Here is a 13,009-nt window from a genome sequence, read left to right on the forward strand (position 1 = left end):
CTATTCCCCGCGGTGGCGGGCTGGAATAGGCTCGAGTCAGCCGCATCACACTATTCAGGACGAAAGAGGTTGTACACCGTGGTTCAAACCTTGCAGAACTTCATCAACGGCGAGTTCGTCGCGCCGGCCGGGACGGGCCTGATCGACATCGTGAACCCCGTGACCGGTGACGTCGTGGCCAAGTCGCCCGTCTCGGTCGAGGCCGATGTCGACGCCGCCATGGCCGCCGCCCAAGACGCCTTCAAGACCTGGAAGCACGTGACCCCCGGGCAGCGCCAGCTCATGCTGCTCAAGCTCGCTGACGCCATCGAGGCCAACAGCGACGAGCTCGTCGATGCCCAGCACCGCAACACCGGGCAGGTCCGTGCCCTGATCGCGTCCGAGGAGGTGGCGGCCGGCGCCGACCAGCTGCGCTTCTTCGCCGGTGCTGCCCGCATCCTCGAAGGCAAGTCCGCCGGCGAGTACTTCGAAGGCCACACCTCCTTCATCCGCCGCGAGCCGATCGGCGTCGTGGCCCAGGTGGCGCCGTGGAACTACCCGTTCCTGATGGCCATCTGGAAGATCGGCCCCGCGCTCGCAGCCGGCAACACCGTGGTCCTGAAGCCGTCCGACACCACGCCCGAATCCACCCTGGTCCTGGCGCGCCTGGCCGCGGACATCCTGCCCGCCGGCGTCCTGAACGTCATCCTCGGCACCGGGGAAACCGGTGCGCTGATGGTGGAGCACAAGGTGCCGGGCCTGGTGTCCATTACCGGATCCGTGCGTGCCGGCATCGCCGTCGCCTCGGGCGCGGCGAAGGGCCTCAAGCGCGCCCACCTGGAGCTCGGCGGCAAGGCCCCGGCCATTGTCTTCAAGGACGCCGACATCAAGAAGAGCGCCGCGGCCATCGCTGAGTTCGCGTTCTTCAATGCGGGCCAGGACTGCACGGCCATTACCCGTGTGCTGGTGGAGGATTCGGTGCACGACGACGTCGTGGCGGCCATGGTGGAGCACACCAAGACCCTGCACACCGGCTCCCAGAACGACGAAGACAACTACTTCGGCCCGCTGAACAACGTCAACCACTTCAAGGCCGTCAGCTCTGTGGTGGACTCGCTGCCGGTGCACTGCCGGATCGAAACCGGCGGGCACCGTGCGGGGGAGAAGGGGTTCTTCTTCGAGCCCACCATCATCACCGGAGCCAAGCAGACGGACGACATCGTGCAGAAGGAAACGTTCGGCCCGGTCATCACGGTCCAGAAGTTCAGCACGGAGGCCGAAGCCGTGGAGCTGGCCAACGACGTCGAATACGCCCTGGCCTCCAGCGTCTGGACCAGCGACCACGGCACGGCCATGCGCCTCAGCCGCGATCTTGACTTCGGTGCGGTCTGGATCAACACGCACATTCTCCTCACCGCCGAAATGCCCCACGGCGGCTTCAAGCAGTCCGGTTACGGCAAGGACCTCTCCATGTACGGCGTCGAGGACTACACGCGCATCAAGCACGTCATGTCCGCCCTTGATGCATAGTCCCCACCGGCACCCTAACCTCGCTCCGCTTCGGCCAGGGAACCCTGCCGGCGTGGCCCCAACCGCCGGCGCCCATTCAGTAAAGAAAGAAACACGATGACCGCAACAGCATCAGAAATCACTTACCGCCTCGAGCAGAAGCGCCGCGTCCAGGCCGACTTCCCGGGCCCCAAGTCCGTGGCACTGACCGAACGCCGCAAGGCCGTGGTCGCCGCCGGCGTCGCCTCCAGCGTTCCCGTCTACGTCGCAGACGCCGACGGCGGCATCATCCATGACGTCGACGGCAACTCCTTCATTGACCTCGGCTCAGGCATCGCGGTGACCAGCGTCGGCGCGTCCGATCCCGCCGTCGTCGGTGCCGTGAAGGAGGCTGTGGAGCACTTCACCCACACCTGCTTCATGGTCACCCCCTACGAGGGCTATGTCGCGGTTGCCGAGCAGCTGAACAGGCTCACCCCGGGCAGCCACGAGAAGCGCACCGTGCTGTTCAATTCCGGCGCGGAAGCCGTGGAAAACGCCATCAAGGTAGCCCGCCTGGCCACCGGCCGGGACGCCGTCGTCGCGTTTGACCACGCCTACCACGGCCGCACCAACCTGACCATGGCGCTGACCGCCAAGGCCATGCCGTACAAGACCAACTTCGGCCCGTTCGCGCCCGAGGTCTACCGCATGCCCATGAGCTACCCGTTCCGCGAGGAGAACCCGGCGATCACCGGTGCCGAGGCCGCCAAGCGCGCCATCACCGCGATCGAGAAGCAGATCGGCGGCGATCAGGTGGCCGCCATCATCATCGAGCCGATCCAGGGTGAGGGCGGCTTCATCGTCCCGGCCGAAGGCTTCCTGCCGGCGCTGTCCGCCTGGGCCAAGGAAAAGGGCATCGTCTTCATCGCCGACGAGGTCCAGTCCGGCTTCTGCCGCACCGGCGAATGGTTCGCCGTGGACCACGAGGGCATCGTTCCGGACATCATCACTATGGCCAAGGGCATCGCCGGCGGCATGCCGCTGTCCGCCATCACCGGCCGCGCGGACCTGCTCGACGCCGTCCACCCGGGCGGCCTCGGCGGCACCTACGGCGGCAACCCGGTGGCCTGCGCCGCCGCACTGGCCTCCATCGGCTCCATGCAGGAGTACGACCTCAACGCCCGCGCCAAGCACATCGAGGACCTGTCCTTCGGCAAGTTGCGCGAGCTCGCTGAAGAAGTTTCCGTGATCGGCGACATCCGCGGCCGCGGTGCCATGCTGGCCATCGAGCTGGTCCAGGCCGGCTCGAAGGAGCCCAACCCGGAGCTCACCAAGGCCGTTGCAGCCGCCTGCCTCAAGGAAGGCGTCATCATCCTGACCTGCGGAACGTACGGCAACGTCATCCGCCTGCTGCCGCCGCTGGTGATCAGCGACGAGCTGCTGCTGGACGGCCTGGAAGTACTCGCCGCGGCCATCAAGGCCAACGCATAGTTCTCTTCTTCCTTTAGCGCGAACTGGCAGGTAATGCCCCCAAAATCCTCGCAACAGGGCATTAGCTGCCAGTTCGCGCGGGGGATGTACGACGACGGCGGGCCGGGTACCAAAAGGTGCCCGGCCCGCCGTCGTTCTCGCCGCCGTCGTACTCCCGTTGCGTTCCCGCCCGCCGGCGCGGGCGCCGCGGTAGAGTCATCCTCACCACTGCACTTCACGCCGCAGGCCGGTGAGCGCCGCCGCGATCCGGACGCCGGTCTGCACTACCCAAAGAGGGGTTTCGCATGCGATACGTAGTCGGCTACACACCCACCGAGCGCGGCGCGGACGCCGTCGCCCTGGCCACGTCACTGGCCCTGGCCCAGGGCGCCGAACTTGATTTGGTCTATGTGGTGAAGCCGGGCACGCCGTACGTGGCACTAAACCCGGAGGGCAGCCGGGTCAGCGCCGCGGAGCAGGAGGTGCTGACGGCAGAACGGGAGGGCCTGGCTCTCGTTCCGGAGGGGTTGCCCGCGAAATTCCATGTGCGGGAGGCCGATTCTTTCGCCGGCGGGCTCATCGACGCTGCGGCGGAGTTCGAAGCCGGACTCATCGCGGTCGGCGCCGCCAGCGCAGGCCTGTTCAAGCGGCACACCGTGGGAAGCGTGGCCAACGCGCTGCTGCACGCCTCAACGGTCCCGGTGGCACTCGCGCCGCGCGGCTACCAGCGGACGGCACCCGTTACCCGCCTGACGCTGGCCGTGGGGCAACGTGCCGGGGCCGAGGCCGCAATCGAGACCGCCATCAGGGCGGCCAGGCGGCGCGGTGTGCCGCTGCGGTTGGTGTCACTGGTGGAGCTCGACGCCGCCGGAGACGCAGGGGAGGCCATCAATGCAGCGCACATTCACGCGAACACCGTCCTGACGGCCGCATCAGGGAAGGTACCCGCCGGTCACGAGGTCGGCGTCGCCGTGGCCCACGGCCGCACCATCGAGGAAGCCATCGACGGACTCGAATGGGACGACGGCGAAATCCTCATCGTGGGGTCCTCACGCCTGGCCGGGAAGAACCGCATGTTCCTGGGCAGCACGGCCAACAAGGTGCTGCGGGCCCTGCCGGTTCCCATGGTGGTTGTGCCGCGCGACTACGACCGCGAGGACTCGGCCCCCTGATCGGTGCTGCCCTCCCGAGGGCGAACGGACAGTTGTGGCCCCGCCGCCGGGGCTTAAGTGTCCGTTCGCGCTTCCCTGCGGGCGAGGCGCTTGGCCGCTGAGCTTTTCCGCGTTGCGGCCAGCATGTCCACTGTGAGCACCAGCAGGGCGAGCCACACAACGCCAAAGCCGATCCACCGGTCCAGCGTCATGGCCTCCCGGAACACCACCAGAGCAACGATGAACTGCAGCACCGGGGCGAAGTACTGCAGCAGCCCGATGGTGGTCATGGGCAGCCGGCGGGCGGAGGCGCCGAAGAACACCAGCGGCACGGCCGTGATGACGCCGGACGCCAGGAGCAGCCAGAAGTGCCCCGGTCCGTGGGTGGTCAGCGAGGCAGTGCCGCTCGCCGCGAGGAAAATCATGGTGGCCGCGGCCAGGGGCGCGAGGACGATGGTCTCCACGGTAAGGCTGGTGACGGCGTCGGCACGCGGACCCACCCGTTTCTTCACGAAGCCGTAGAGGCCGAAGCTGACGGCCAGGGTCAGGGCGATCCAGGGCAGTTTCCCGTAGGACACGGTCAGCACCCCGACGGCGATGAAACCGATTCCGACGGCGGCCCACTGCAGGGGCCGGAGCGTTTCCTTGAGGACGAACACGCCGAGGAGGACGGACACAAGCGGGTTGATGAAGTAGCCAAGTGAGGCCTCGACCGCCTGCCCGGTGGTGACGCCGTACGTGTATGTCAGCCAGTTCACCGCGATGAGGCCGGCGGCAAGAGCCAAGGTTCCGAGGATGGCGCGGTTCCGCAGGGCAGCGCCCAGGGCGCGCCATGCCCTGGTCACGGTGATCAGGAGGGCGCAGAAGATCAGGGACCAGACCACCCGGTTGGCCACGATTTCAACGGCACTTGCGGGCTGCAGAACGAAGAAGTACAGCGGAAGCAGCCCCCACAGGCCGTAAGCGCCGATGCCGAACAGGATTCCCGCCGTCGTCTCCTTGTCCACCGCCTTGGGTGCCACGGGGGAAGGGGGTGCCACGGGCGAACCGGGTGCCCCAGGCAAACCGGGTGACCCGGCCCTACCGGAGCCGGTCACGCCGGCGGGCGCGGCGCCAGGTGTAGGGGCAGTCGGAACAGCGGAGGAGACGGATCCGTCGGGGTTAGGCACAAGTCCCATAACACCATCCTAAGGAGCGGTATTCCGTCTGACCGAGCGAAAAGCTGCCTGCGGAAACGAATTAGTCAGTAGGCTTGCCATTATGAGTACGACTCACCGCAGGGCGCCGGCACGATGAGGCTCCGCCACAGCAACGCCTCCGGCCACGGTTACCGGAGGGTGCGGGCCGGCGCCGGGTTCAGCTACAGGGACCTGGACGGCTCCACACTGCCGCCCGGTCCGGTCCGCGACCGGCTGGAAGCCATCGGGATTCCGCCCGCCTGGACGGACGTTTGGATAGCGCCCTTTGAGAACGGGCATATCCAGGCCACCGGGCTGGATGCCGTGGGCCGCCGGCAGTACATCTACCATCCGGAGTGGCGCGAACGGAAGGACCGCTTGAAATTCGACCGCGCGCTCCAGCTCGCCGAGTCGCTGCCCACCGCCCGCCGGCTGGTCACCATGGATCTGAGGTCCGACGGCTTCACCCGCGAGCGGGTTTTGGCCGCGGCCTTCAGGCTGCTGGACAGCGGCTCCCTGCGGGTGGGGTCAGAGCGGTACACGAACGAAAACGGCAGCCACGGGCTTGCCACCCTGCTCTGCGCCCACGTCCGTGTCCGCAAGGAATGCCTGCATCTGAGTTTCCCGGCCAAGAGCGGCAAAACATGGGAGTCCCGCATTGACGACCCGGACCTGGCTCCTCTGGCCCAGGCCCTCAAGCGGCGCGGCGGCAACGCGCGGCTGCTGGCCTACAAGAACGGCCGGACGTGGCACCCCGTGACCAGCGCCGACATCAACGGCTATGTCAAGGAACGCACTGGCGACGACTTCACCGCAAAGGACTTCCGCACCCTGCGCGGCACCGTCGCGGCCGCCGTCAGCCTGGCCCGGAGCGGACCGCAGAAAACCGAGGGGAAGCGGAAGCGTGCCATCAGCGTCGCCATGATGGAGGCGGCGGCGGTGCTGGGCAACACGCCGTCAATCGCCCGCAAAAGTTACGTGGACCCCCGGCTGCTGGACCACTTCGCAGCCGGGGAGACCATAGACCCCAAGCGCCTGGATTCGGCCGAGTCGGAGCTGCGGGCACTGCTGTACCGCGAGGGCGACGTGGTGCCCCTCCGCAAGAGCGGCTGATGCGGGCGGGGGCCGGGCGGACAATTAGAATTGAAAACTGCGCGCCGGTGGGGCGCGGTCTCCCGTTCCGGAAGGGCTTAAGGTGTCCAACACAGCTGAATCCACGGCCAAGCGCCCGCTCCGCGTCGCGATCGTCGGCGCCGGACCCGCGGGCGTCTATGCCGCGGACATCCTGACCAAGTCCAACGAGGTCAAGGACGGCGACTTCGAGGTCAGCATCGACCTCTTCGAGGCCTACCCGGCACCGTACGGCCTGATCCGCTACGGCGTGGCGCCTGACCACCCGCGCATCAAGGGCATCGTCAACGCCCTGCATAAAGTCCTGGACCGCGGAGACATCCGCTTCCTCGGCAACGTCACCTACGGCCGGGACCTGACGCTGCACGACTTCCGCGCCTTCTACGACGCCGTCATCTTCTCCACCGGCGCCATCAAGGACGCTGATATGGACATCCCCGGAATCGACCTCGAGGGCTCTTTTGGAGCCGCCGACTTCGTGTCCTGGTACGACGGCCACCCCGACGTTCCGCGGGACTGGCCGCTGGATGCCAAGGAAATCGCCGTCATCGGCAATGGCAACGTGGCCCTGGACGTCGCCCGGATGCTCGTGAAGCACGCCGATGAACTGCTCGTCACCGAGATCCCGGACAACGTCTACCAGGGCCTGAAGAACTCGCCGGTCACCGACGTGCACGTCTTCGGCCGCCGCGGCCCCGCCCAGGTGAAGTTCACCCCGCTGGAGCTGCGCGAACTCAGCCACGCCCGCGACGTCGACATTGTGCTGTACCCGGAGGACTTCGAATTCGACGAGGCCTCCGACGACGCGATCCGGAGCAACAACCAGACCAAGACCATGGTGAACACCATGACCAACTGGCTCGTCGAGGAGCACGCAGAGGCCGAGCAGCCGTCGTCGCGCCGCCTGCACCTGCACTTCCTGCACAGCCCGGTGGAAATCTATGGGAGCGATAGCGACGGCGGATCCGGCCATGTTGCCGGCATCAAGTTCGAGCGCATGCAGCTGGACGGCACCGGCAACGTCAAGGGCACGGGGGAGTTCATCGACTACCCGGTGCAGGCCGTCTACCGCGCCATCGGCTACCACGGCTCTGCGCTCGACGAACTGGAATACGACGCCAAGCGCGGGGTCATTCCCAACGAGGGCGGCCGGGTCCTCGACGCCGACGGGAACGCCGTTCCCGGCATCTACACCACGGGCTGGATCAAGCGCGGCCCGGTCGGCCTGATCGGGCACACGAAGGGCGACGCCCTGGAGACCATCGGGTTCCTCCTCGAGGACCGGCTCACCCTGCCGCCGGCGCAAAACCCGGACCCGCAGGCGATCATCGACCTGCTGGAGGAGCGCGGCATCGAGTACACCACGTGGGAGGGCTGGAACAAGCTGAACGCTCACGAGGCCGCCCTCGGCGCATCGTGGACGGAATCCGCCGCGTCCGACGGCGTCGTGCGCGAACGCATCAAGGTGGTGCCGCGCGAGGAGATGATCCAGATCTCCCGCGCCTGACGGGGGTGGACTAGACTGTCGCGGGCAAGCGTTTGGGCGAGTGGGAGTTCGATGAAGAACCTGATCCAGCCGACGGCACCCGGAACCGAGGATTCGGTGCTGCTGCAGCGCCGCGCCCTGGCCGGCCACGAATTCCTGGACAGCCACGCGCAGAGCGAAGCATTCCCCGATGCCGAAGAGCTTCCCGGCCTGCGCCGGCTAATCCGCGAATCCTGGCAGCGGTCGGCCAAGCTGCGGGCCAACCCTGACCATCCCGAGGCCCCGCTGGCCATCGCCGCTGACGAGCTTGACGAATACCGCCGCCAACACCCCCTCGCCGCCATCATGCCCGTCATCCAGAAGCTCCTCATCCGGCCCAGCCATGACAGCGGCCTGCTGGTTGCGGTCGGCGACGAAGTGGGCCGCCTCCTCTGGGTGGAGGGCGATCCCGGCGCGCGCAGCCGGGCGGAGGGCATGATGTTCGTTCCCGGCGCCGACTGGTCGGAGGCGACCGTGGGGACCAGCGCCCCCGGGACGGCGCTCGCCCTGGGCCGGGGCATCCAGATCTCCGGCGCCGAGCACTACAAGCGTTCAGTCCACCCCTGGAGCTGCACGGCGGTCCCGTTCCAGGACCCCGATTCCGGCGCGCTGCTGGGCGTCGTGGACATCACGGGCACCGAGGCGGCCGTCGCACCACACACGCTCTCCCTCGTGGAGGCCACCGTGGCGGCAGCCCAGGCCCAGTTGCGCGTGGAACGCCTGCAGCTCGCTGCCGCCCAGGAACGGGTTAAGGCACGACGGCGGCACCCCGGTTCCGGGGCTGCCGGCGGTTCTGCGCGGGAAGGCAGCCTGTACCGCAACAGCCTGCAGCTGCTGGGCCGCGACCAGGCACTGCTCAGCATCGAGGGCCGCAGCGTGGTGCTGTCTGCCCGGCACAGCGAGATCCTGGCCCTGCTCGGCACCCGCCCGGACGGGCTCAGCGCCGAGGAACTGAGCGTCCTGCTGTACCCGGGGGACGGGTCCACGATCACCCTGCGGGCCGAGATGGTGCGCCTCCGGAAGGTCCTACAGCAGCTGAACCCGGCCGCGGTACCGGAATCGCGGCCGTACAGGCTGGCCATGGATCTCCTGCCGGACAGCAGCCAGGTGCTCACCTGCCTGCAGCGCGGCGCCCACCGGATCGCCCTCGACATCTACCGCGGCGCTGTTCTGCCCCGCTCTGAGGCGCCCGGCGTCGTTGAGCTCCGGAACCGCGTGTCCGCGCTGCTGCGGGAGGCCGTCCTGACGGACGGCAGCGCGGAGTCGCTGCTCAAGTACGCGGAACTGCCGGAGGCGGCGGACGACGTCGACGTCCGCCGCGCCGCCCTGAAGCTCCTGCCGCCGCGCTCACCCAAGCGGGCCGCCGTCGTCGCGGATCTGGAACGGCTGGAAGCGGAACTGAGCGTTTAGTCCCCAACGCGGGGCTCCTGCCCGCTGGTCGAGCTTGCCGAAACCTAATTTCGACGGGCTCAAACTCCGGGTGACCCGGGTCACTTCTGTTGCAACCTTGCTGCAACCTACCCGCTCCTAGGCTCGATGCATCGGCGATCACCATGACGTATCGCCTCCGTGTTGCACAGCAAAGGAGCTAGCAATGACCGTTTACGCACAGCCCGGCACCGAAGGTTCGAAGGTCACGTTCAAGGACCGCTACGAGAACTGGATCGGCGGCGAATGGGTTGCCCCCGTGAAGGGCCAGTACTTCGAGAACATCACGCCGGTCACCGGGAAACCGTTCTGCGAGGTGGCCCGCGGCACCGCCGAGGACATCGAACTAGCCCTCGACGCCGCGCACAAGGTGGCCCCCTCCTGGGGCAAGACCTCCGTTGCAGAGCGCGCGGCGATCCTGAACAAGATCGCCGACCGCATCGACGAGAACGTCGAACTGCTCGCCGTCGCCGAAACCTGGGACAACGGCAAGCCGGTCCGCGAGACCCTCAACGCGGACATCCCGCTCGCCGCCGACCACTTCCGCTACTTCGCCTCCGCCGTGCGCGCCCAGGAGGGCCGGCTGTCGCAACTCGACGACGACACCACCGCGTACCACTTCCACGAGCCGCTCGGCGTCGTCGGCCAGATCATCCCGTGGAACTTCCCCATCCTGATGGCCGTCTGGAAGCTGGCCCCCGCGCTCGCGGCGGGCAACGCCGTCGTCCTCAAGCCCGCGGAACAGACGCCGGCGTCCATCCTGGTGCTGATGGAACTGATCGGCGACCTGCTGCCGGCCGGCGTGGTCAACGTGGTCAACGGCTTCGGCGTCGAGGCGGGCAAGCCGCTGGCCTCCAGCCCGCGGATCCGCAAGATCGCCTTCACCGGCGAGACAACGACCGGCCGCCTGATCAGCCAGTATGCCTCCAACAACCTGATCCCCGTGACGCTGGAACTCGGCGGCAAGAGCCCGAACATCTTCTTCAACGATGTCGCCCAGTCCAACGACGCGTTCTACGACAAGGCGCTCGAGGGCTTCGCGCTGTTCGCCTTCAACCAGGGCGAAGTCTGCACTTGCCCGTCCCGGGCCCTGGTCCAGGAGGACATCTACGACTCCTTCATGGCCGACGCCCTCGCCCGGACCGAGAAGATCATCCAGGGCAACCCGCTGGACACCGAAACCCAGATCGGCGCGCAGGCCTCCAATGACCAGCTGGAAAAGATCCTCTCCTACATTGACATCGGAAAGCAGGAAGGTGCCAAGGCGCTCACCGGCGGCGCGCGCGCGGAGCTGCCCGGGGACCTGGCTGGCGGCTACTACGTCCAGCCCACGATCTTCGAGGGCCACAACCGGATGCGCATCTTCCAGGAGGAGATCTTCGGCCCGGTGGTGTCCGTGACCCGCTTCAGCGATTACAACGACGCCATGGGCATCGCCAACGACACCCTCTACGGCCTGGGCGCCGGCGTCTGGTCCCGTAACGGCAACGTCGCATACCGGGCAGGCCGCGAGATCCAGGCCGGCCGTGTCTGGGTCAACAACTACCACGCATACCCGGCCGGCGCCGCGTTCGGCGGCTACAAGTCCTCCGGCATCGGACGCGAGAACCACGCCATGATGCTGGACCACTACCAGCAGACCAAGAACCTGCTGGTCAGCTACAACGAAAACAAGCTCGGCTTCTTCTAGGCCGCCCCTAGCCCGGGCGGGGACGGATCAGCTCCATCCGTCCCCGCCCGCACCATGCTTCCCGCCCGCACCGCGGCGGAAGACCGACCCCTGGCCACCCCTCAGGAAGGCAGCAACACCGTCCCGCACCACCCCAGAACAACGCTTCAACGACGCAAGGATTTCGCCAATGACGACGACAATGCAAGCAGCCGTAGTGACCGAATTCGCCAAGGATCTTCAGATCAAGGACATCCCCGTTCCCACCCCGGGCCGCGGCCAGGCCCTGGTCAAGGTGATCACCAGCGGTGTCTGCCACACCGACCTCCATGCCGCGGAAGGGGACTGGCCGGTCAAGCCGTCGCCGCCCTTCGTGCCGGGACACGAAGGCGTGGGCGAGGTGGTGGCCCTCGGCGAGGGGGTCACGGACCTCGCCGTCGGTGACCTGGTGGGCAACGCCTGGCTCTGGTCCGCCTGCGGCGACTGCCAGTACTGCCGCACCGGCTGGGAGACGCTGTGCGAGGCGCAGCAGAACGCGGGCTACAGCGTGGACGGTTCCTTCGGCGAGTACATGCTGGTGGACAGCCGGTTCGCCGCCAGGATTCCGGCCGGTTCGGACCCCGTGGAGGTTGCCCCGGTGCTCTGCGCCGGCGTCACCGTCTACAAGGGACTGAAAATGACCGAGGCCAAGCCGGGGGAGTGGGTCACCATCTCCGGCATCGGCGGGCTGGGGCACATCGCCGTCCAGTACGCCGTGGCAATGGGCCTGCGCGTCGCCGCCGTGGACATCGCGGACGACAAACTCGCCCTCGCCAAGAAGCACGGCGCCGAACTCACCGTCAACGCGCTCCACGAGGATCCCACGGAAGTCATCCAGCAGAAAACCGGAGGCTGCCACGGCGTCCTGGTCACGGCGGTGCACCCGTCGGCCTTCGGACAGGCCATCGGCATGGCCCGCCGCGGCGGCACCATCGTGTTCAACGGCCTGCCGCCGGGCGACTTCCCCGCACCGATCTTCGAGATTGTGCTCAAGGGCCTGACTGTCCGCGGCTCCATCGTGGGAACGAGGCAGGACCTGGAGGAAGCGCTCGACTTTTACGCGCAAGGCAAGATCCACCCGACTGTATCCACCCGGGAACTCTCGGAAGTCAATGCGGTGCTCGACGAAATGAAGCACGCCAAGATCGACGGCCGGGTGGTGCTGAGGTTCTGATGACCGACACTAAGCTGAACGCCGCCGTGACGCTGCCCGGGGAGGACTTCTCCCGGGTGGCGCTCACCGCCGAGGCGGTGGGGCTGCTGCGGAAGCTCTGGGCGCAGCACGGCCCGCTCATGTTCCACCAGTCCGGTGGTTGCTGCGACGGCTCCGCGCCCATGTGCTACCCGGCGGGGGAGTTCCTCACCGGGGATTCGGACGTGCTGCTGGGGCGGTTTGATCTCTCTGCGGACGACGGCGGCGTGTTCGGTTCCGCTTACGACGGCGGGCAGCCGCTGGAGTTCTGGATGTCCCGGGAACAGTTCGGTTACTGGAGCCACACCCACCTGACGGTGGATGTGGTGCAGGGCCGGGGGAGCGGGTTTTCGGTCGAGGCGCCGGAAGGCAAACGCTTCCTGATCCGCTCCACGCTCATGGACTGGCCCGTGTAGACAGGCTTTGCCCAGCAAAACTCCATAGTGTTACGCCCGGATGGGGCCCCGAATCAGGGGCTTCGTCCGGGCGTTGCACATTTAAACCGCGATTGGGAACCCCCAATTTGGGTGGCTGGGCGGGCCGACCAGCTATCCCCCCAAGGTTTTCACGGGCACTCCACCGGACGATGGCACCGTTACATTCCTCCTAGCGGCAGGTGTGCCATGAACAATTCAGCCTTGAAGTCAGAGGGGGACCCGGATCAGAGTCGATCCGGGGCCCCCGTGGATCCACCAACCAACCGGCGTCAACGACGCAAGAAGCGCAGCAAACAGTCCATGTCCTTTCGGACGGTGG

General features: G+C 67.3%; 10 protein-coding genes. 9 read left to right on the forward strand and 1 reads right to left on the reverse strand.

The genetic code is table 11. The annotated features are described in order from the left end of the window. The first annotated feature begins 78 nt into the window (after window positions 1-78). From DBZ45_RS17330 to DBZ45_RS17340, 3 genes are all read left to right on the forward strand, one after another. Window positions 79-1,509, forward strand: a complete 1,431-nt coding sequence (locus DBZ45_RS17330) for an aminobutyraldehyde dehydrogenase (protein WP_111905317.1) — start codon at window positions 79-81, stop codon at window positions 1,507-1,509. Between the two features lie 96 nt (window positions 1,510-1,605). Then, on the forward strand, window positions 1,606-2,961 hold the full coding sequence (gene gabT, locus DBZ45_RS17335) for a 4-aminobutyrate--2-oxoglutarate transaminase (RefSeq protein ID WP_111905100.1): 1,356 nt from the start codon (window positions 1,606-1,608) through the stop codon (window positions 2,959-2,961). A gap of 284 nt (window positions 2,962-3,245) precedes the next feature. Further along, the gene (locus DBZ45_RS17340; protein WP_111905101.1) at window positions 3,246-4,112 is read left to right on the forward strand and encodes a universal stress protein; all 867 of its coding nucleotides are present in this window, start codon (window positions 3,246-3,248) and stop codon (window positions 4,110-4,112) included. Window positions 4,113-4,165: 53 nt separating this feature from the next. Here the strand turns inward: DBZ45_RS17340 and rarD are convergent, their stop codons facing one another. Continuing rightward, the gene (gene rarD / locus DBZ45_RS17345) at window positions 4,166-5,269 is read right to left on the reverse strand and encodes an EamA family transporter RarD (RefSeq protein ID WP_111905102.1); all 1,104 of its coding nucleotides are present in this window, start codon (window positions 5,267-5,269) and stop codon (window positions 4,166-4,168) included. A 114-nt stretch (window positions 5,270-5,383) separates the two neighbouring features. Between rarD and DBZ45_RS17350 the strand changes: the two genes are divergently transcribed. The 6 genes from DBZ45_RS17350 (at window position 5,384) to DBZ45_RS17375 (ending at window position 12,669) form a co-directional block, all read left to right on the forward strand. After that, a complete protein-coding gene (locus tag DBZ45_RS17350) occupies window positions 5,384-6,382 on the forward strand; it encodes a DNA topoisomerase IB (protein WP_111905103.1) in 999 nt (332 codons plus the stop codon). Between the two features lie 82 nt (window positions 6,383-6,464). Further along, window positions 6,465-7,907 carry an FAD-dependent oxidoreductase gene (locus tag DBZ45_RS17355; RefSeq protein ID WP_111905104.1) on the forward strand — a complete coding sequence of 481 codons (1,443 nt, stop codon included), beginning with the start codon at window positions 6,465-6,467 and terminating at the stop codon, window positions 7,905-7,907. Window positions 7,908-7,958: 51 nt separating this feature from the next. Next, entirely contained in the window at window positions 7,959-9,335 is a 1,377-nt protein-coding gene (locus DBZ45_RS17360) for a GAF domain-containing protein (protein ID WP_111905105.1), read from the forward strand. Window positions 9,336-9,519: 184 nt separating this feature from the next. Further along, window positions 9,520-11,043 carry an acetaldehyde dehydrogenase ExaC gene (gene exaC / locus DBZ45_RS17365; protein ID WP_111905106.1) on the forward strand — a complete coding sequence of 508 codons (1,524 nt, stop codon included), beginning with the start codon at window positions 9,520-9,522 and terminating at the stop codon, window positions 11,041-11,043. Window positions 11,044-11,212: 169 nt separating this feature from the next. Then, on the forward strand, window positions 11,213-12,235 hold the full coding sequence (gene adhP, locus DBZ45_RS17370; RefSeq protein ID WP_190243170.1) for an alcohol dehydrogenase AdhP: 1,023 nt from the start codon (window positions 11,213-11,215) through the stop codon (window positions 12,233-12,235). Then, window positions 12,235-12,669, forward strand: coding sequence for a DUF779 domain-containing protein (locus DBZ45_RS17375; RefSeq protein WP_111905107.1), 435 nt, complete (start codon window positions 12,235-12,237; stop codon window positions 12,667-12,669). Before adhP ends, DBZ45_RS17375 begins: the two co-directional genes overlap by 1 nt. Window positions 12,670-13,009: the final 340 nt, after the last annotated feature.

Origin of the sequence: Arthrobacter globiformis (assembly GCF_003261175.1) — a bacterium.
Taxonomy (GTDB): domain Bacteria; phylum Actinomycetota; class Actinomycetes; order Actinomycetales; family Micrococcaceae; genus Arthrobacter; species Arthrobacter globiformis_A.